Source organism: Actinomycetospora aeridis (assembly GCF_037400275.1).
GTDB lineage: Bacteria > Actinomycetota > Actinomycetes > Mycobacteriales > Pseudonocardiaceae > Actinomycetospora > Actinomycetospora aeridis.
Map to the genome: position 1 here is coordinate 356756 of NZ_JBBEGL010000004.1, position 19603 is coordinate 376358.

General features: G+C 75.9%; 20 protein-coding genes. 10 read left to right on the forward strand and 10 right to left on the reverse strand.

What is annotated here, in order from left to right:
* Positions 1–126: 126 nt before the first annotated feature.
* The gene (locus WCD41_RS16370) at positions 127–552 is read left to right on the forward strand and encodes a hypothetical protein (protein ID WP_337714528.1); all 426 of its coding nucleotides are present in this window, start codon (positions 127–129) and stop codon (positions 550–552) included.
* 20 nt (positions 553–572) lie between these two features.
* On the opposite strand, the gene WCD41_RS16375 is transcribed toward WCD41_RS16370, so the two are convergent.
* Positions 573–800 carry a hypothetical protein gene (locus WCD41_RS16375; protein ID WP_337714529.1) on the reverse strand — a complete coding sequence of 76 codons (228 nt, stop codon included), beginning with the start codon at positions 798–800 and terminating at the stop codon, positions 573–575.
* Between the two features lie 130 nt (positions 801–930).
* Here WCD41_RS16375 and WCD41_RS16380 point away from each other — a divergent pair, with 130 nt between their 5' ends.
* From WCD41_RS16380 to WCD41_RS16390, 3 genes are read left to right on the forward strand one after another with little or no spacing between them, the layout of a single operon-like run.
* Positions 931–2172, forward strand: coding sequence for a hypothetical protein (locus WCD41_RS16380; RefSeq protein ID WP_337714530.1), 1242 nt, complete (start codon positions 931–933; stop codon positions 2170–2172).
* A 42-nt stretch (positions 2173–2214) separates the two neighbouring features.
* Positions 2215–3705, forward strand: a complete 1491-nt coding sequence (locus WCD41_RS16385) for a class F sortase (RefSeq protein ID WP_337714531.1) — start codon at positions 2215–2217, stop codon at positions 3703–3705.
* A gap of 17 nt (positions 3706–3722) precedes the next feature.
* On the forward strand, positions 3723–4235 hold the full coding sequence (locus tag WCD41_RS16390) for a mycothiol transferase (RefSeq protein WP_337714532.1): 513 nt from the start codon (positions 3723–3725) through the stop codon (positions 4233–4235).
* Positions 4236–4338: 103 nt separating this feature from the next.
* On the opposite strand, the gene WCD41_RS16395 is transcribed toward WCD41_RS16390, so the two are convergent.
* Positions 4339–4707: a VOC family protein gene (locus tag WCD41_RS16395; RefSeq protein WP_337714533.1), complete on the reverse strand. Its 369-nt coding sequence runs from the start codon at positions 4705–4707 to the stop codon at positions 4339–4341.
* 220 nt (positions 4708–4927) lie between these two features.
* On the opposite strand from WCD41_RS16395, the gene WCD41_RS16400 reads away from it, so the two are divergent.
* Complete coding sequence (locus WCD41_RS16400) at positions 4928–5569, forward strand: hypothetical protein (RefSeq protein WP_337714534.1); 642 nt, start codon at positions 4928–4930, stop codon at positions 5567–5569.
* 41 nt (positions 5570–5610) lie between these two features.
* On the opposite strand, the gene WCD41_RS16405 is transcribed toward WCD41_RS16400, so the two are convergent.
* Positions 5611–6672, reverse strand: a complete 1062-nt coding sequence (locus tag WCD41_RS16405; RefSeq protein ID WP_337714535.1) for a C39 family peptidase — start codon at positions 6670–6672, stop codon at positions 5611–5613.
* Positions 6673–6766: 94 nt separating this feature from the next.
* Entirely contained in the window at positions 6767–6931 is a 165-nt protein-coding gene (locus WCD41_RS16410; protein ID WP_337714536.1) for a hypothetical protein, read from the reverse strand.
* 201 nt (positions 6932–7132) lie between these two features.
* Between WCD41_RS16410 and WCD41_RS16415 the strand changes: the two genes are divergently transcribed.
* Entirely contained in the window at positions 7133–7321 is a 189-nt protein-coding gene (locus WCD41_RS16415) for a hypothetical protein (protein ID WP_337714538.1), read from the forward strand.
* Between the two features lie 14 nt (positions 7322–7335).
* On the opposite strand, the gene WCD41_RS16420 is transcribed toward WCD41_RS16415, so the two are convergent.
* The gene (locus tag WCD41_RS16420) at positions 7336–9327 is read right to left on the reverse strand and encodes an acyltransferase family protein (RefSeq protein ID WP_337714539.1); all 1992 of its coding nucleotides are present in this window, start codon (positions 9325–9327) and stop codon (positions 7336–7338) included.
* Between the two features lie 141 nt (positions 9328–9468).
* Here WCD41_RS16420 and WCD41_RS16425 point away from each other — a divergent pair, with 141 nt between their 5' ends.
* Both WCD41_RS16425 and WCD41_RS16430 read left to right on the forward strand, forming a co-directional pair.
* Positions 9469–10965, forward strand: coding sequence for a T6SS phospholipase effector Tle1-like catalytic domain-containing protein (locus tag WCD41_RS16425; RefSeq protein WP_337714540.1), 1497 nt, complete (start codon positions 9469–9471; stop codon positions 10963–10965).
* 212 nt (positions 10966–11177) lie between these two features.
* Positions 11178–11777, forward strand: coding sequence for a hypothetical protein (locus WCD41_RS16430; protein WP_337714541.1), 600 nt, complete (start codon positions 11178–11180; stop codon positions 11775–11777).
* Between the two features lie 184 nt (positions 11778–11961).
* Here WCD41_RS16430 and WCD41_RS16435 read toward each other — a convergent pair whose 3' ends face one another.
* Entirely contained in the window at positions 11962–12888 is a 927-nt protein-coding gene (locus WCD41_RS16435; protein WP_337714542.1) for a hypothetical protein, read from the reverse strand.
* A gap of 561 nt (positions 12889–13449) precedes the next feature.
* Here WCD41_RS16435 and WCD41_RS16440 point away from each other — a divergent pair.
* Both WCD41_RS16440 and WCD41_RS16445 read left to right on the forward strand, forming a co-directional pair.
* Positions 13450–15045 (forward strand): heparin lyase I family protein, encoded by a 1596-nt coding sequence (locus WCD41_RS16440; RefSeq protein ID WP_337714543.1) that lies wholly within the window; start codon positions 13450–13452, stop codon positions 15043–15045.
* A gap of 53 nt (positions 15046–15098) precedes the next feature.
* Positions 15099–16172, forward strand: a complete 1074-nt coding sequence (locus WCD41_RS16445) for an endonuclease/exonuclease/phosphatase family protein (RefSeq protein ID WP_337714544.1) — start codon at positions 15099–15101, stop codon at positions 16170–16172.
* Positions 16173–16269: 97 nt separating this feature from the next.
* Here the strand turns inward: WCD41_RS16445 and WCD41_RS16450 are convergent, their stop codons facing one another.
* The 4 genes from WCD41_RS16450 to WCD41_RS16465 all read right to left on the reverse strand — a co-directional run bounded on the left by WCD41_RS16450 (position 16270) and on the right by WCD41_RS16465 (position 19549).
* A complete protein-coding gene (locus WCD41_RS16450) occupies positions 16270–16656 on the reverse strand; it encodes a hypothetical protein (RefSeq protein ID WP_337714545.1) in 387 nt (128 codons plus the stop codon).
* A gap of 171 nt (positions 16657–16827) precedes the next feature.
* Positions 16828–17601, reverse strand: coding sequence for a DUF1990 family protein (locus WCD41_RS16455; protein ID WP_337714546.1), 774 nt, complete (start codon positions 17599–17601; stop codon positions 16828–16830).
* Positions 17602–17623: 22 nt separating this feature from the next.
* Positions 17624–18958: a hypothetical protein gene (locus WCD41_RS16460; RefSeq protein ID WP_337714547.1), complete on the reverse strand. Its 1335-nt coding sequence runs from the start codon at positions 18956–18958 to the stop codon at positions 17624–17626.
* Between the two features lie 111 nt (positions 18959–19069).
* Positions 19070–19549 (reverse strand): SRPBCC family protein, encoded by a 480-nt coding sequence (locus WCD41_RS16465; protein ID WP_337714548.1) that lies wholly within the window; start codon positions 19547–19549, stop codon positions 19070–19072.
* Between the last annotated feature and the right edge of the window lie 54 nt (positions 19550–19603).

The window sequence follows — 19603 nt, forward strand, 5'->3', positions numbered from 1 at the left end:
CACGTTCTACTGACAACCGAAGGTTCACAGCAATGATTCTGGCATCGCTGTCAACCTTGGGTTCACGGGAAATACTTGCCCAACGTGACCTTCCCGGCCCACCGCAGCGCCCGCTAGCCTGAGCGGGTGAGCGTCGAGCACACGGCGTTCACGGAGAGCGATCGTGGGGGAACCATGGTGGGGAGCGCTGTCGCCGTCGGATCGCCCGGTCGGCAGGCCGGACTCGCGGGGATCACCGCCCTGCCCTCGCTGCGGGGCATGACCCCCGCCGAGGCGCGGGCCGCGCAGGTGCTGGGCATGGCGTGGGACCCGGCGGACGTCGTGGAGCTCGCCATCGAGTGGGTCGGCGTCGGGCGGACGGCCTCGTCGGTGGTCGACCTCGCCGGCCGGAGCTGGGACGACCCGGACCTGCCGGCCCTCTGGGACCGCGTCCTCGACGACCTCGGCGCGACGCACCCCGCGCCGCGCACCGCCCGCCGCCGGGTCGCGGGCTACCTGGCGCGACGGCGCGGGATCACCGTGCACATCCCCTCCCCGCGTCGCGCGTCCTGAGGCTCGGGTCCCGACGGGGCTCAGGTCCCGACGAAGCCCGTGCGCGGCCCGTCGTCGTGGACGCGCGCCAGCACGACGGCGTCGGTGCGCAGCACCGTGCCGTCGCCGAGGTCGAGGGTCGGGTGCGACTCGCGCGCCTCGAGGTGGGCCACGATGCGCTCGCGCAGCGAGGTGGCGGTGTCGGTGTCGAGGCCGTTGACGGTGTGCTCGTGACCGCTGCGCAGGGCCACGTACAGGCTGGAGCTCATGGGCCCAGCCTCGTCGTCGCGGGAGCGGGGCGGGGGCGTGTTCGCCGAGAGCAGGACGCGCGGCGGATCCCGGGACCGACCGTCCCGGATAGTGGTCCGAACGGTCCAGTGACCCGTTAGGGTGACCCGCGTGCCGGGCGCGGAGTGGGTCGACGCACTCCGCGCGCGGCGGTGGTGGGTCGCGGGCGTCCTCGTGCTCGCGCTGGTCGTCGGCGCGCTGATCGTCGTCCTGCGCTCGCCCACGTTCACGGCGACCGCCACGGCCGTCGGCACGCCGGTCGAGGCCGCCCGCACCGCCGTCGGCCTCGCCGCCACGACGCCCGTGCGGACCGCCGTCGCGACGGCCGGTGGCGTGCCGGTCGACGACGTCGCCGACGACGTCGAGGTCACCGCCTCCGACGCCGGGATCGTCACCGTGCTCGCCCGCGCCGACGCCCCGGAGCGGGCCCGCGCGCTCGCCGGGGCGATGACGGCCGCGCTGGCCGACGCGCTCGCCCGCGTCGACGCGGCCGCCCTGCGCGCCGCGGTCGGCCCCCTCGAGACCCAGCTGCAGGACCTCACCGCGACGCTCGTCGCGACACCGCTCGGCGACCCCGCGCGCGGTCCGCTCGAGCAGCGCTACGCCGCCCTGACCAGCGCCGTCGCCGAGCGCACGGCGGCCCCGGCGCCGCGCCTGCTGCCCGACGGCGACCCGGTCGTCACGGCCGCCCGCTCCCCTCTGGCCGAGGCCCTGCTGGCGGCGCTCGCCGTGCTCGTCCTCGCCGGGGTGGGCGCGCTCGTGGCACGGGGCCTCGGCGGGGAACGGGCGGCGCGGGCCCGGCGCGACCGCACGCTCGCGCTCGCCCGGGTCGACGGCCCGCACGCGGTGCTGCACCCGGGCGACGACGCCCCGGCCGTGCTCACCCGTCTCTACGCCGACGTCGTGCGGGGCCGCGGCCCGGTGCTGGTGTTCCAGCTCGCCGACCCCCGGGCCCGCGACCTGGCCCGCGACGTCGTCGAGGCCGCCCGGATCACCGGCGACGTCCTGCCGCTGCGCGACCTCACCCCGGACACGCGCCCGCCCCCGCCCGACGACCGCGCCGAGCCCGCGGTCTACGCCCTGCGCCGCCACCGCGTGGACGAGGACGCACTGGCGCGGATTCGCGAGGTCGGGGTGCGCGCCGCGCTCGTCGTCGTCGACACCCGGCGGGCCCTGCCGGCGCGGCTCTCGGACGCGGTGTCGGTACTCGGGGGCCGGGCCGTCGAGGTGCGGGGCGTCGTCGTGTGGCGCGGGCGCTTCCCCCGCGCGCACACTCCCCGCACCTCCGGTCCCGACCCCCCGACCCACCCGAGCGCCGGCGGCACCCCCGACCCCGTCCGCGCCGCTCCCTGATCGCCCCCTACGCCGCCCTTCAGCCCCCGAGGAGCTCCCCCCGTGCCCGGAGAGCAGGACACACCGCCGACCGTCGACCCGGTCGAGACGCCCGCCGACGCCCCGGCACGCCGCTGGTACCGCCGCCCCCTCGTGGTGTGGGGCGCGCTGGCCGTGGTGGTGCTCGCGGTCGTGTCCGTGACGGTCGGGATCGGGGTGCGCACCGCCGTCGCCGACCCCGCGACGGGGATGCTGCGCATCGCGCACCTCTCGCCGGTGACACCGACCGTCGACATGTACGTCTCCGGGCCCGACCTGCCCGAGACCCTCGTCGCGCCCGGCGTCGGCTACCGCGGCACGTCGCCCTACCTCACCGAGCCCGCCGGGACCTACACGCTCACCGCCCGTCCCGCCGGCGCCGCCCCGACCAGCCCGCCCGCGGTGCAGGTCTCGCTGGAGGTGCCCGCGGGGACCGCGCAGACCGCGGCGTTCGTCGACTCGACCACCTCGGGCGCGCCGGAGCTGCAGGTGCTCGACGACCAGACCGCCCCGGCGCCCGGCGGATCGGCCCAGGTCCGGGTGGTGCAGGGCGCGAACGGCGTCGGGGCGCTCGACGTCGAGCTCACCGGCGGCCCGCCGCTCGCGCGCGACCTCTTCTACGGCTCGACCACCCCGTACGTCACGGTGCCGGCCCGCGAGTGGGAGGTCGACATCCGCTCGCGGCTCGGCTCCACGAACCAGACGACGGTGACGCTCCCCGACGCCGGGGTGTCGACGCTGTTCGTCGGCCGCGAGCCCGACGGCCAGCTGATCGTCGAGGCGGTGCCCGACGCGGCGACCACGGCCGGCGTGCCCGCGCCCGGCACGGAGCCGACCACCCCGCCGGCGACCCCCACCCCGCGCCCGACCCCGGACCCGGAGACGCCCCTGCCGACGCCACCGCGCGTGCCGCCGGTGCCCCGCGGCGGCACGGAGGCCGGGCTCGGTGGCCTCGCCACGCCGACCCTGCTCTCCGCGGTGGGCGACTGGTTCTCCGGTCTGTTCTCCGACGAGCCGGACGCCCCGCCCGCGCCCCGGATGCCGCTGGCCGCCGCGCTCGCCCCGCCGGAGGGTCTGCGCCCGACCGGCGTGCAGATCCCGTCGATCGGGCTGGCCGCGCTGCAGCTCACCGACCTGCGCATCGACTACCGCGGGGCCCTGCAGGTGCCGACCGACTTCGGCCAGGTCGGCTGGTACACCTCCAGCGCGGTGCCCGGCGACCCCGGACCCGCCGTGTTCGCGGGGCACGTCGACACCCGGCGCGGGCCGGCGGTGTTCGCCCAGCTCGACCGCCTGCGCCCCGGCGACGCGATCGAGGTGCCGCGCTCCGACGGCGAGACGGCACGTTTCACCGTCGACAGCGTGGAGTACTACCCGAAGGACACCCTGCCCTCGGACCGGATCTACGGGCCGTCGACCACGCCGCAGCTGCGCCTGCTCACGTGCGGCGGGCCGTTCGACGCGGGCACGCTCTCCTACCAGGACAACGTCGTCGTCTTCGCCTCGGTGCGCTGACGGGTCTGGAGATCACCATGGACGCCCTCGACGTACTCGCCGACGCCTTCGGCCGCGCGCAGGGCGACGCGCAGCGCGCCGTCGCCGGGCTCACCGCCGACGAACTGAGCTGGCGCGCCGACGACGACGCCAACCCGATCGCGTGGCTCGTGTGGCACCTGACGCGCGTGCAGGACGACCACGTGGCCGACCTCGCGGGCACCGAGCAGGTGTGGACCGCCGACGGCTGGGCGCGGCGCTTCGACCTGCCGTTCGAGGACTCGTCGATCGGCTACGGGCACACCTCCGAGCAGGTCGCGGCGGTGCGCGTCGACGACCCGGCCCTGCTCACCGGCTACCTCGACGCCGTGCACGAGAAGACCGTCGCCTACCTGCGGACGCTGTCCGAGGCGGACCTCGACGAGGTCATCGACGACAACTGGGACCCACCGGTGACACGCGGGGTGCGGCTGATCAGTGTGGTGGACGACGACATCCAGCACGCCGGCCAGGCCGCCTACCTCGCGGGCCTCGTCAAGCGCCGCCGCTGACCGAGCCCGACGTGTCAGCGGAGTGGCGCCGCAGACGATGAGTGTCCGTATCTCCACTCCGTCGGACCCGGTCGAGCGGGGGCGGAGGGCCTGAGCGCTCCGCCTAGCGGAGGCACAGGCAGAACGGATGCCCCACCGGGTCGAGGAGGACCCGCCACCGCTCGCCCGGCTGGTGCTCGGGCAGCGTCGCGCCGAGCTCGCGGGCGCGCTCGACCGCGGCGTCGAGGTCGTCGACGACGAGGTCGAGGTGGTAGCGCTTGACGCCCTCCGGGTCCGGCCACGGCGGGGCCGTCCAGCCCGGCACGCGCCCGAAGCCGATCGGTGCGCCCTCGCCCGAGATCATCGCGTACTCGTCCTCGGCGTGGACGGTCTGCCAGCCGAGCAGGCTGCCGTAGAAGGCGGCCTGCGCTCGGGGGTCGGGGCCGTCGAGGTTGATCATGGCGAGGCCGGCCGTCGCCGATGCTGTGGTCACCGGGACGACGCTAGGACCCGTTCCTGTCAGGACCCGTCAGGTACGAACGGCCGATCTCGCGGGCGTCGAACCGTGACGTGACCCCCGGTTTCCTCGTCACTCCATGTGGTGAACCCGGCCTGTGAGGCAGTTCCGGCGCTAACGGCGCGAGCCTCCGCTGCGACATCGCTCACACAGCGTCCGCACGGCCGCTGGCGACTAGGCCATTCGGGGGTTGATCATGGGGCAGCACCACCGGCCGGCGGGACACGCGCCGACGCTGCCGCCCGCCCCCGCCGCCCGATCGCTGGCCGGCCCCGTGCCCCACGACGCCCCGCCCGCCGGGCTCGGCTACCCGCCGCCGACCGCGTACCGCCGCGACCCGGTCACCGGGATCCCGACGCCGCCGCACCCGACGGCGGCCGTGGCCCCGGCCGCCCCCGCGCCGCGCCGGCGCCGGCCCGCCACCCGTGCCCCGCTGGCCGTGGCCGTCGCGGGCGTCGCCATGGCGCTGGTCGGCGCCGGCTCCCAGCTCCCGGCCCTCGTGACCGCCGTCAGCACCTCCGCGGCGAGCGCCCCCGCCCCGGCGGCCACCCCGGCTCCGGCCGTCGCCGGCCAGTGCGCACGGGTGGTCGCCGACGAGATCGACGACACCGTCACGACCCTCGGCCGCACGCCCGCCGGGCAGTGGGCGGACGTCGTCGGGGCGCGCGAGAACTCCCTCGCCGCGACCTACGGCGACGCCTCCGCCGAGCAGCGCGCCTACGCCGCGGGCGTCGACGACGTCCTCGACTGGCTGCGCACCGACCCCACCGCCGCCGAGGACTGGAACGTCGTGACCAACCGCGTCGCCCGCACGGTCGCCACGACCTGCGCCACCTGACCCATGTGAGCGAACTTGGGGCCTATAGGCCCCAAGTTCGCTCACATACGGCGCCGCACCACCCCCGCCGACACCAGCAGCGCCGAGACGGCGGCGGTGGCGACGGCGACGTCGCGCAGCACCACCGGCAGCAGCACCACGCCCGTCGAGCCGGTCGAGATCAGCGCGCCGGCCATCCCCGGCTTCCCTGCCGACCCCTCGGCCGGCGGCACCCCGCCCGACGCGGTCCCGTCGGGGGCCGGCAGCGCGTGCGCCGGCACGTTGCTCGCGGGCTCCGACTGCGGCGGGGCCGTGTCGGTCACGAGCATCTCGCGCCCGGAGTCGTCCCACGCGTCCTCGAACGTCGCCCGCGGCACCACGGAGATCGCGCCGGACGGGTCGCCCGGGTCGGAGAGGTACACGTTCTCGTCGTCGATCCCCGTCACGACCACCGCGTGGTTGGCGTCCGACCCGCCGTCCGAGGAGTCGTCGTCGGCGCCGTACCAGATCTCGTCGGAGTCGACGTAGGCGATGATGTCCCGGTCGGCGTCGAGCAGGGACTCGAGGTCCTTGAGGCTGCCGTGCGTCGTCGTCGCCGGGATGCCGTAGCTCTCGAGCAGCGCCTCGGCGTCCGGGGAGGTCATGCCCGACGCGTCGTCCGGGACCCCGTCGCCGTTCGTGTCGGTGGTGGTCAGCCAGCCGTTCGCCACGGCGCGGCCGACGACCTCCTGCTCGCCGACGTTGTGGCCCTGCCACTCCCCGACGATCTGGGCCACCGAGGCCGGGACGCAGTAGCCGTTGACCGACTGCGCGTACCAGTACGAGGACGCCTGCTCCGGGTCGCCGTGGATGCCGTCGTCCCGCGCCGCCGTCGCCTCCGAGGGCAGCACGCCGTCGCGGAAGTTGTCCTCGTGGCGGTACCAGTCGGTCGACCAGGCGCCGTCGGTGACGGGGTGGACCTCGTCGTCGGACACCGCCCCGTCGCCGTCCGCGTCGGTCCAGGCGAGGTCGAGCACGCCGTCGCCGTCGGTGTCGACGGCCGTGACGTCGATGTCCCCGTCACCGTCGAGGTCGGTGAAGAGCTCGGTCTCCTCGACGGGCAGCTCCGCCTCGACGAAGTCCATCCGCCGCCTCCCGGCCGCCGCGACCCGGGGCCCCTGCGGCACCGGCGTCAGCGGTTCGACGCTCGGACCGGCCGGCTTTGTTCCGGGGGAATCGTCAGGAGTGCGAGAGCAGCGACTCGGTGCGCACCGCCGAGATGTGGCGGTCGCGCTGGGTGCGGCGGGCGCGGTCGGACGCCTGGTTCTGCGCCACGCTGACGCCCAGCAGGGCCCCGCACACGAAGATGACACCCACGACGACCACGGCCACGATGACGAACATCCGAGCACTCCCTCTCCCCCGAGCGCCGGAGACCCCCGGCGCTCACAGACAAGGACGGGTGTCGTGAGCGGCGGTTGGCGGTCACGCTGCGTCGGCTACGTCACGGGCACGGAGTCACCCCCACGAGGCAACCTCCGTCCCGTGACGTGCGCGTAACCGTCGAACCGCGTCGGCGGGCGACATCGCGGGTACCGCCCCTCGGTGACCGACAGCGAGCCGCGGACCCCCGACGAGCGGGCGCTCGACGACGAGCAGGGCATGACCCGCCCCGAACCCACCGACGACGCCGCCCCCGACGCCGACCCCGACGAGGTCGAGCCGGCGTTCGACATCGACCTGGAGCCCGACGAGCAGGGCACCGCCGCGGCCGGCGAGGAGCCGACGGGCTAACTCTCCGGTTCAGCTCACCAGTTCAGCAGGCCCGGCAGCTGCGCGCCGACCGCTGTCGACATCGTCCGGCTGTAGGACGCCGACAGGTGGTTGTCGTCGAGGTAGACGAGCACGTTGCCGATCTCGGGCGGGCAGGTCTCCGGGGTGCAGATCTCGTTGCTGAGGTCGAGGAACGAGACGTTCGACGGCACGTCCTCGCGCAGCGCGTAGGGCGGGTCGGGCGCCAGCAGCTCGGCCCGCGGGATCGCGCACTCTGCGGCCCCGCGCCCGTAGGTCTCGAAGCACTCCGAGGGACGGTGGTCGTAGCGCGGGTTGTCGCGGACGGCGACGACGGGGATGCCGAGCCCGTCGAGCTCCTGCCACCCGGCCACGAACCCGTCCGGGGTCTGCTCGGTGAGCCCGGCGCGGACGTCGCGGGTGGCGCCGACGACGACGGCGTCCGGCGGGTCGGCGGCGAGGTGCTCGACGGCGGCGGCGTTCCAGTCGGTGCAGGTCGCGTCGCCCGGGTCGGTCTCCGAGGCCAGCGAGAACGGGCAGCGGGCGCGCACGAGCGTGCGCACCTCCCAGCCGCGGTCGCGGGCGACCGGCTCGAGGGCCGGCAGGAGCTGCTGCATGTGCGAGTCACCGATGACCGTGATCCGCCGCTGCGGCTCGCCCTCCGGTGAGATCGGCACGCACTGCTCGAGCTGCGGGTGGTCGGGCACCGGGGCGCACGCGTCGCGGTAGTCGGCCCAGTCGTCCTGCACCCGCGCGGTGGAGGGCTGGACCGGAGCTGCCGGATTCCCCGTCGACTCGTGATCGGCGACGAGCACGGCCGCGCCGGGGTGATCCTGGTCGCCGAGGGCGACCGGCGCGGCCCGGTCGGCCGCGAGGACCGCGGCCCACACGCCCAGCCCCACCAGCGCCGGCACCAGCGTCGCCGCGACCACCAGCGAGCGCAGAGCCACCGGGCGCGGGAGCGCCACGCGGCGCAGGGGTTCCTCGACGAGGTGGTGGGTCGCGACGGCCAGCGCGACCGACACCGCCACGACCACCACGCCGCCGACGACACCGGGCGACGGCGAGCGCATCACCGCGAGCGCGACCACCAGCACCGGCCAGTGCCACAGGTAGAGCGGGTAGCTGATCGCGCCGAGGTACCGAGCCGCGGGCGACGCCAGGCGCTCCCCGGCGCCCGCCCGCCCGGCCACGAGCACGGCCGCCGCCGAGAGCACCGGCCACAGCGCGAGGTAGCCCGGGAACGCCGCGCCGACGTCGAGCACGGCGCCGCAGCTCACGAGCCCGGCGACGCCGGCCCAGCCGAGCACCGCCCGCGCGCGCGACCCGAGCCGCACCCGGTCCAGCACGAGCGCGAGCACGCCGCCGAGGGCGAACTCCCAGAGACGCGTGCGGGTGTCGAAGTAGGCGAAGGCCTGGTCGGTGGCCGTGGCGTGCACCGAGTGCAGGAACGACACGACGGCCACCGCCGAGAGCGCCGCGATCAGCGCCGACCGCACGTCGAGGGCGCGGGAGCGCGCCCACCACGCGACGAGGAGCACCACCAGCGGCGCCAGCAGGGAGAACTGCGCCTGGATCGACAGCGACCAGAAGTGCTGCGCGATGCTCGCCGTGCCGTGGTCGGCGTAGTAGTCGACGGAGTCGCCGGCCAGGCGCCAGTTCTCGACGAACAGGCCGGAGGCGAGGAGCTCGCGCAGGTTGCGCGCCCACGTCGACGGCGGCAGCAGCACCGCCGCGGCGACCGTGCTCACCAGCAGGACCAGGCCGGCGGTGGGCAGGAGACGCCAGAACAGCCGCGTCCAGGTGCCGCCGAGGTCGATGCGCTCGCCGCGCATCACCGTGCGGGCTGCCATCCCGAGCACGAAGAACCCCGAGAGCAGGAAGAACACGTCGACGCCGCCGGACACCCGCCCGACCCAGACGTGGTAGACGACGACCAGGACGGCGGCGAGGCCCCGCAGGCCCTCGATCTCGGGGCGGCGCTCGGTGCGGGTGCGCGGTGCGGCCACCGACGTCCCGCTGCTTCCCAAGCTCCGGCCCCCTCACGGTGATCACGTCGTCGCCGGCGCGCCAGCATCCCCGATGACGCCGCTCACCCCGACACCGGGCCGTCGGTCACCGGACGACGAGTCTGGCGTCAGACTGATCAGGTGAGCGTGACCCGTCGCCTCGTCGTCTGCTGCGACGGCACGTGGAACACCGCCACCGACCGGACCAACGTCGGCCGCCTGTACGACCGTCTCGCCACCACCGACAACCAGCTCCCCCGGTACTTCGAGGGGCTCGGCGCCGAGGGCGGCCCGGTGCGCCGCGTGCTCGACGGCGCGTTCGGCGCGGGGCTCCCGGAGGCGATCCGCGAGGTCTACCGCTGGCTGGCCGAGACGTTCCGGCCCGGCGACGAGCTCGTGTTCCTCGGCTACAGCCGCGGCGCGTTCACCGCCCGCAGCACCGTCGGGATGCTCGCGCAGTGCGGTCTCGTCGCCTTCTCCGCGGACCAGGACGACGCCGAGCGCGACGCCGTCGTCGAGCGCGTCTTCCGCGAGGGCTACCGGGCGAAGCAGGACGTCGACGGGCTCGCGTTCCACCCCGGCTTCGCCCCCGACGACCGCGCGCCGATCGCGTTCCTCGGCGTGTGGGACACCGTGGGCGCGCTCGGCGTGCCGCGCACGTTCGGGCTGCTCTCCGGGCTGGTCGGGCGCGAGATCGTCGCGTTCCACGACCTCGAGCTCGCCCCCGACGTCCGGCACGCCCGCCAGGCGGTCGCCCTCGACGAGCGCCGCGGACCGTACGTGCCGTCGGTGTGGCCGACCCCGCCGCCGGACCGGCACACCACGTTCGCGCAGGTCTGGTTCCCGGGCGGGCACGGTGACGTCGGTGGCGGCAAGCCGGAGACCGGCCTGTCCGACGGCGCGCTGCGCTGGATGATCGACCAGCTCGACGCGACGATCGCCCCGCGCTGGGACGCCGGCGCCCCGCCCCCGCCCGCGGGCGACCCGTGTGCACCCCTCGACGACGGGGTCGACGGCCTGTGGCGGGTGCTCAGCCCGCGGCCCCGCACCGCGCCGCACGTGGTCGACGGCGCCCCGGACGTCAGCGCCTCCGCGGTCGCCCGCCGGCGCTGCGACCTGGAACCGCCGTACCGGCGGGGGCGGGTGCTCGCGGTCGGCGGATCCGCCGAGGTCGCGGTCGGTGCCGACGAGCCGTGGGTGGAGACCGGCCTCTACCTCGTCCCCGGGCGCTACGAGCTCGTGGTGACGGGCGCGTGGCGCGACCACGGGGCGTCCTCGCCGGGCACCGGGGCGTCGCCGTGGCCGGTGCCGTCGTGGCCGTCGTACGCGGTGGGCACCGTGCTCGACGGGGTGCGCCGCGCCGTCGAGAGCCTGACGGGCAACCCGCGCAGCGACGTCGTCGGGAGCCGGCGCGTGCCGGAGGCGGCGTGGCTCGAGCTCGTCGCCGCGGTGGCCGACGACGTCGTCGAGCTCGACGGCACCGTGCGGGAGGGCACGACCGTGCCGATCGGGCCGACCGGGCGCCGCGAGCTCGCCGCCCCGCGCGGCGGCTACCTCTACGCCTTCGCCAACGACGCGTGGACCGGCTACGGCACCAACGCCGGCGCGGTGTCGCTGCGGGTGACCCGCATCACCTGAGATCCCGGTGCGATCCGCTGCGCTGCACGGACCCCGCCTGCTGGGCCGCACGTGACCCCGAGGTTGGTCGCTCGTCCGGGTGAGTCGCTCCAGCGCGCCGTTATCGAGTCGTGACCTGACTCGTTGTCCGAACCAGGGGACGCAGCGTCACGTTCCCCAGAGGCACGGAGTCCATCTGCCCGTGCGTCGTCACCGCTTCCCACCCTGACGCGATGAGGTACAGACCCATGGGTCAGCACTCCGCGCGCCGCTCCGGCGGCGCGATGACCGGCGCCGTCACCTCCGTCGCCGGCCGCAGCCTGTTCACCGCCACCGCAGCGATGGCGCTGCTCGGTGGCGGCACGAGCATGGCGTTCGCCGGTGAGGCGCCGTCCTCCTCCGGCCACGAGCAGTCACACGGCCAGGACGCCGAGCACGCCCAGGACGACTCGCAGGGCGGCGACGACGAGGGCTGCCGGATCCCGGTCGTCGACGACACCACCAGGACCGGCGAGGCCACCGTCAACGGTCTCACCGGCGACGCGACCGCCACGGTCTTCGAGACCGGCGGCCAGGCCACGCAGCCGGTGCACGACGCCCTCTGCCCGCCGGCCGAGGACCTGCTCGGCCCGATCCTCGGCTCGGACCAGCCCTCGTCGGACGAGGCCGAGGAGGACGCGACCGACGAGGACGCCGCCGCGACCGAGGAGGAGGGCACGGAGGAGGGCTCGCAGGAGGGCTCCGAGGAGGGCTCCGGCGACGAAGGCGCCCCGACCGGGACCCCCGAGACCTCGTCGGTCAGCTCGCTCCCGATCCAGGGGCTGCCGGCGTAGTCCGCCGCACCCCGTCACGACCTCACGGCCCCGGTGGCATCCCCGAAACGCCACCGGGGCCGTGTGCTGTCCGGGGACCGTGCGTGCTGGCCCCGGGCGGTGGAACCGCGTCGGCCCCGACCCGTCGGGGGAACGGGCCGGGGCCGTGCGGCGCTGGGGAGCGGGGTCTTCGGGGAGGTGCGGCTCAGCGCACGCGTTCGCGGCGGGTCCGGCGGCCGGCGGTGTTCGCCTCGAGCTGGCGGCGCCAGAGCTCCCACGTGTCCGGGTCCATCGACTGCCCGGCGGGCGGGGTCTGCGGGTGGCGCGGGGCGGGGAGCGCGGGCTGGCGGCCGGTGCCCAGGGACAGGGCCGGCAGGCTGCCGGTGACCGGCTTCCACGGCCACGCCCGGCGCACCGAGCGGGAGCGGTAGAAGCCCAGCCCCATGATCCAGCCGAAGATCAGGTGGCCGATCAGGGACAGTGTGATCGTGACCCAGGTGAGCGGGAACATCATCGTCTGGCCCCGCGGCGCGATCGCCACGGTGCCGATGAGACCGGCCCACACCGGGAAGACCGAGAACGCGATCGACGCGCCGACCACGGCCCGGCGCGACCAGCGCTGCAGGCCGAACGCGCAGGCCAGGGCGAAGAACGTGATGCCGATGCCGCCGCCGTCGCCGACGTAGCGCCAGAGGTAGCCGACGACCGCCCCGGCGGTGAGGTCGTCCGGGTTCCCCGTGATCCAGGTGCCCATCGTGGGGATGAAGTCGGCCCACCAGCCGAAGACGTGCACCGTGGTGAGGCGGAAGCCGTCGTAGACCGCGCAGCCGACGACGCCCCAGATCATCCCGTCGGCGACCACGCGGTCGCCGGTGTGGGGCGCGAGCACCGTCAGGGCGACGATCGCCGCGGCGAGGGGGATCACGAGGAGGCCGGCGGAGACGTTCATCGTGATCAGCCCGAACACGTGGGCGGAGATCGCGAGGAGCGGCAGCGCAGCCAGGAGCAGGTGCAGACCGATCCGCACCATCCCGGCTCCGTCCCGGCCCCCGAGGTCACGGCCCCCGAGGTGGTTCGCGGCGGCCGGACGAGACCCCGTGACGGGGTGCTCCGGCGTGGTCGTCGTACGCATCGGCGAGGACGCTAGGGAATCGCGCGGTCACGAACCGCGAACCTGAGAGACCCTGAGGACGTCGCCGCCCACGCGCCGTCGGGACGCGACGACCGGCCGGACGGCTCGCCCGTTCGGACGAGCCGCGGCGCCGAGCGGAGACACACGCCCTCAGCCGCCTCAGCTCCGGCGTTCCCGACAGCTCCCGCGGCGACGACCTGCCGGACGCCCGCGCCGAGCGGAGACGTCGCCTGGCGACCCGTCGCGACGCCTGCCGTCCACCCGACCGGTCGTCGACGCCGCGCCGACACCGGGACGTGACCGCGGCGAGACCCACCCCGGACGATCCGTCCGCGAACGTCGCCACGCGCCGGCAGCGACCGACCACGTGACGTGGTCGTGAGGCGGGGCAGGACGGGCGAGCCATCCGCCGCGAGGAGCACGCCGTTCGGCCCAGGACCACGCACGGGAGCACGGCGAGGTCACGGTCGGGTGACAGACTGTCGGCACACGAGCACGATCTGCACGGCCGCGCGGCGGGTGCCCCGTCACCCGTCCGGACCGACCCGGGAGACGCCCTCGATGACCGACGTGGCGAGCCACGCCGACACCTCGCCCGACGACGGGCGTCGTCCCACCCGCACCCATCGTGCGCGCCGTGGCCTGCGCGTTCCCGGCGCCGTCACGCCCGCCGGTTCGTCCACCGGCCCGTCAACCGGTGGGGTCACCGCCGAGGACGCGCGGTCGCGCCACCGCCGCGCACCCGGGACCGCCCCGTTCGCGGTCCCGGCGCCCGACCCGGCGGCCCCGGCGGCCCCCGCGGCACCGGCCCGCAGCCGCCACCGCGCGGAGGACCCCGCCGACGCCTTCGACCCCGACACCTTCGGGATCCGGACCGGGACGCCGACCGGCGGCCACGCCGCGCCCCGCACCGGCGAGCTCCGTGCCCGCCACCGGCCCGACCCCTCCGCCGACCCCGTCACCGGGCCGATCGTCACGGCCGGCGACGCGACCGCGCTCACCACGGCCGTCACCACGGCGACCTCCACGGGCCGGCACGCGGCCGTCGACCCGGCGGACCTGCCCGCCCCGGCGAGCACGGCGAGCGAGGCGCCCACCGCCCTGACGACCGGGGGGCACCGCCGGGCCGACCGTCGTGCGGCTGAGGCGACCTCGGCCACCTCGGTCACCGCCCTCCCGGAACCGGCGGCCCCGACCGCACCCCCTGGCCACGCACGTCCGAAGCGCCGCACGGGCCTGCCGCTGCGCGCGACGATCGGCGTCGTCGGGGGCGGCGGTGTCGCCGCGCTCTTCGCCCTCACCACGCCGGGCTCGCCGCTCCCGACGAGCGCGCCGAACGACCCGCAGCCCTCGGTCGCGGCGCCCGCGGGCCTCTTCGACTCCGTGCTGCCCAGCACGCCCGGCGCCGCGCCGTCGTCCCCGTCGCTCGTGCCCGTCGCGCCCTCGGAGATCACGACGACGCCGACCGAGGACGGACCGCAGCCGGTGATCGGCGCCCTGTTCGACGCGGCGGCCGGGGCGTTCGACGACCTGTTCAACAACAGCGGCAACGAGGGCCTCGTCGAGAACGGGCCGCGCCCCCGGATCGTCGCGAACCCGGACGACCCGAGCCGCGAGGCGTGGCGCTTCGCCCTCGGTCCCGGTGGCAAGCGCAGCGAGGTGCTGCCGCAGGGCCCGGGCACCGAGCCGACCGACGGCGACGAGCAGTACATCCGCTACACCGCGCAGCTCTCGGACGACTTCCCGACCGACACCTCGCTGTGGCAGCTGATCCTGCAGTGGCACCACACCTCGCCGAACGGCTCGCCGCCGCTGGCGCTGCAGGTCACCCAGGGCCAGCTGTACATGGTCAGCGAGGGCGACGACATGCAGGCCATCGGGCCCGTCTCACCCGGCCAGCGGATCGACCTGACGATGCGCGTCAAGTTCTCCCGCGACCCCGGCGAGGGTTCCGTGACGGTGTGGCGTGACGGCCGCGCCACCGGCGTCACGGACTGGAGCCCGCGCGACGGCACGATGAGCACCCGCCAGGCGTACATGAAGATGGGGCTCTACCGGGCGCCGGCGATCCGGGAGGGCGGCTCGATCGTCGTCACCGACCTGAAGATCGGGCGCAACGCCGAGGGCATCGGCGGCATCGGTCCGCGCCAGGACTGAGCGGCGGGCTCGGCCTCACACCCCGGCCGCGGCCCGCGATCTAGGCTGACTCGATGCCGTCCCGCGTCCCCGACCTCGTGCGTCGGGACCGCGACCCCGCCCCGGAGGCGCCACCGCGCTCCCGGGCACGTCGGGCGGCGGCGGTCGTGGGGCGGGTGGTGGTGCCCGTCGTCCTGGCGTTCCTCGTACTCCTCCCCGACCTGGTCGGGCTCGACCGGCACCTGCCCTTCACGGTGTTCGCGGCGGTGCGCCCCGCGCTCACGGTGGCGGCGGGGACGGTGGTCGTCCTGCTCGTGCTGCGTCGGCTGGTGCGTCGGCTGCTGGGTCGCCGCCCCGGCACGGCGGCGGGCGCGGTGGGGCTGGCGGCGGTCGCGGTCGTCGTCGCGGTCGCGGCCGCGATCGTCGTCCCCCGCGCCGTGCCGGCCGCGGCACCGCCGGCCGGCGGGACGCCCCTGACCGTGCTCTCGTTCAACGCCTTCGAGGGCAAGGCCGACGCGGCCGTGCTCGCCGGCGTCGTCCGTCGGGAGCGCCCGGACCTCGTGATCCTGCCCGAGGCCGGCGAGCGCTTCCGGGGCCGGATGGCGGCGCTGCTGCCCGAGTACCGCTCGTGGACGAACGTCCCGCCGCGGACCGCCGACGTCCGCGGCATCACGGTGCTGGCCGCGCCGCGGGCGGGCGACGTCACCGCGCGCACGATCTCCGACGCCCCCGGGACGCCGACCGACACCCGCTACCCCTGGGCCGAGGTCACCGGCGGCATCCTCGGCCCCGTCCGCCTCGGCGCCGTGCACGTCGTGTCGATCATGCCGGGCTGGGTCGCGTACTGGCCCGGCGAGCTGGCGCTGCTGCAGCGGTGGTGCGCAGGAGGCCCGGCGCTGGTGGTCGGCGACTTCAACGCGACCCCGGACCACTCGGCGTTCCGCGCCGGCGCTCAGGGGTGCACGGACGCCGCCACCGAGCGCGGGGAGTCGCTGACCGGCACCTGGTACGCCGGGGTGCCCCGATCCGTGGGCGCGCAGATCGACCACGTGCTCACCCGCGGGGGCCCGCAGGCGCGGGACGTCGCGGTGATCGACATCCCCGGCTCGGACCACCGCGCCCTCCTGGCCCGCCTGACCCTGCCGTAGCTCGCCCGGCCGCTCCGAGATCAGGATCTCGGTGACGGACCACCGCGGATTCGCGGGTGTTCGTCACCGGGCTCGTGATCATGAGCCGGGGGTGCGGTCAGGACCGGGTGAGGGCGTGCGCGTGGCGCGGGCGCATCGGCTGCCCGTGGAGGTCGTGGTGCCCGCCCGCGAGGCCGCACCAGGAGCACGTGCGCCCCGAGGACAGCGACGCCGACGCCCCGGCGGACCCGCGACGTGTGGACCCGCGACGGGTGGACCCGTCCCGCCGGGCGGCCACGGGCGCGGCGACCTCGGGGACCGGCGCCGACACACGAGCCCGTCGGGCCCGGAACGCCCGCACCGTGCGCCGCAGCGCGAAGCGCAGCACGGCGAGGAGCACGAGGGCGGCGAGCGCCACCACCGCGAGCCACTTCGCGAGCAGCACCGCACAGAACGCGATGAGCAACCCGACGACCGCCGTCGTCACCCTCGCGTCGCTGTCCACGCGGGCGAGGGTACGTCGGTCGAGGGACGCGACCCCGTCACATTCACCCCGCGTGTCCCCGCAACCCCACGCGTCACACGACCCGGGAACGACGAAGCCCCGCGGGCCACCGGGTCGGGGGTCCGGTGGCCGCGCGGGGCACACGGGATGTCGTCGGCCGGGCCCCGCTCGTTACACGGCCTCGGAAGAATTTTCCTCCGGGCTGTGTGCACCCTCGGGCCAGGCCACCGTGCGGGTGGTGACGTGTACCCCGTCGGCCGCGCGGCCGCCCGACACCTCCGCCGCGCGCACGCAGAACTCCACCCAGAGCAGGTACTGGATCTGCTTGGCGAGCCCGAGGCGGCTGTAGAGCACGTCGGCGACGCGGTCACCCGCCCGCGCCCAGGTGGTGATCCCGAACTCCAGCTTCCCGTCGGGCAGCTCGCGGGCGGCGAACTCGATCTGACCGGCCTCGACGTGCCCGACGAGGGTGCCGAGCCGGAACGACGTGGCCCCGCGCCGCAGCACCCGCACCGGGCCGTCCCACGGGCCGGGCATGCGCACGACGAGCTCGTCGCCCACGTGCAGGGCCCCGGTCGCCGCCACGTAGTCGAACCGCGCGACGCCCGGGACCACGGCGCGGTTCATGTCCCGGGCCACGGCGTCGATCAGCTCGGCGGCGCTGCGCCGCGCGCCGACGATCCGGACGTGGAACTCCCGGTGCAGCGCGGGCCCGAACCCCTGCTCGAGCGGCTGGTCGCGCAGCGTCGCGTCGGGCAGGGGTTCGGGGAGGTCGCGGTGGTCACCGGGCACCTCGGTCGTGTGCACCGCCACGTCGGGTCGCACGCAGCGCCACAGCAACCCGGCCACCCCGCGGGGCAGCCGCGTGAGCATCAGCGCCTCGCGGACCACCTGGCGCGGCCCGGGGATCCAGGTCGAGGTGCCGAGCGCGGGGTCAGGAGCCATGCCCGTGACGTACCCCGCACGATCAGCCCGTGACCGCCCGGGCGTAGTCCTGACGCGTCACACCGGAGGCCGGGTCGTCGAGCACGTCCTCGAAGGCCAGGAAGAAAGCCAGCAGGTTGCACCCCCGCGCGTAGGCGGGGCTGCGCCGGATCTGCTCGGCGATCGGGTCGCTGGACGCCGTGCCCCCTGTCTCCGCCCCGGGCGGGCCGGGGTTCTCCCCGACCGCGGCGAGCCCGGCCCGCGTCGCCTGGGCCCGGGCGAACCGCAGGTTCGACCAGGTCTGCACCGGGGTCCCGGCCGCGACGCTGGCGGTGGCGTCGGTGGACGCGCACCGGTCCTGGGGTGGGGTCAGCCCGCGGGCGACGACGGCCGTGGCGTCGTCCACCCCGGTCAGGTCCACGACGAGCGGGCCGGCGACGTTGCCGGCGAGCGCCGGGAACTGGTCGACGTAGTAGAGGCCGCGGCCGAGCGAGCCGTCGCGGTCACCGGCGCCGCCGAGCAGGGCGGCGGTGGCCGTCGTGAGGTCCGCGGGCAGCACGCCCTTGCCCGGCGACGGGACGTGGACGGGACGGGAGAAGCCGGCGGCGCGCAGCGCGTCGACCTGTCCCTTGATCCCGAACAACAGCGACCGCGAGTACCAGAGGAACCAGTTCTGGGCCATCGACGCGGTGACGGTGCGCCCGTTCCAGGTGCGCTGGCCCGGGATCCAGCCGGGCATGGGCGTGACGGGCGTGCCCGCGGCGAGCCCGGTGCCCTGCTGGGCGTCGGCGCCGTAGGCCCACCAGCTCTGGAGGAACCCGTCCCCGGCCTCGTTCGGCCCCGGGAAGCCGATCTCCCCGGCCGTGCTGGTGCCGACGCGGATGCCGTCGAGCCGCGCCGAGGGCAGGTCGGCGACGAGCCGGCGCAGGTAGTCGTTCTGCGCCCCGCGGACGGCGGCCGAGAAGACGGTGTCGATCGCGCCGGTGGTCGGGTTCTTGCCGCGCTGGTCGACCAAGCCCGCGCCGGCCAGCCCGCGGACCCAGGCGGGCGGGTACTGCGTGCCCGGGCCCAGGACGACGCGGATCCCGTTGTCCAGGCACGCCGTGACGCGGGCCCGCAGGTCGGCGACGTAGGCGGCGTTCACCGCACCGGGCCCGCCGGGGAGGTAGCGGTCCCAGTACGCCTCGACCTCGACCAGCCCGATCCCGACCGCGCGGTTGGCCGCGATGTCCGGGGCGGTGCACGACGACGCCACCAGCCCCCACGCGGGCTCCGCGGCGTGGGCCGGCACGGGGCTCGGGATCAGGGCGAGCGCGACCGCGAGACAGGCGGTGACGGCGAGACGGGCGGGACGCAGGAGGCTGTGGAGGCAGCGCATGATGGGACAGATCTCCTGTCCTCACAGCGAACTCACCTCGGACAGCCGGTCACCGACCGTTCGGCCGAGCAGGACCACTCCGGCGGCGCAGTGGCCGCAGGTCCGTTCGGCTCAGCCCGTCGACGCGGTGACGCCGGCGCGGCGGCGGGTCTCGCAGTGCGCCTTGAGGTCGTCGGCGAGCGTGCGCAAATTCGCCCGCACCGTGCCTGCGGTGAGGCGCCCCATCGGTTCGCCGATCCAGCCGACGCGGTCGTGGGCCACCACCACGCGCGTGCGGGCGCCCTCCCCGGTGGAGACCACCGAGCCGGTGGGCGGCCCGAGCGCGAAGCGGACGTTCGAGCGCCCGCCGAGGGCCTCGCTCTGCAGCGCGAACCGGTGGCGCCGCGCCTGGAACTCGACCACGCGCCAGGTGCGCTCGGGCAGGCGCGGGGCCCGCAGCCGCACGACGCCGTGCAGCGCGAGCGCACCGCCGCCGAGCAGCGTCGCCTGGCGCACCGCGGTGGTCCAGCGGGGCCACCGGGTGAGGTCGGTGATCACCGCCCAGACGTGGTCGGGGCAGGACTCGATGTCGACCGCGATCTCGCAGCGCATGCTCGCCTCTCCAGTGAGACCAGGCTGAGGTCCGACGCGCCGCACCCGCGGCTG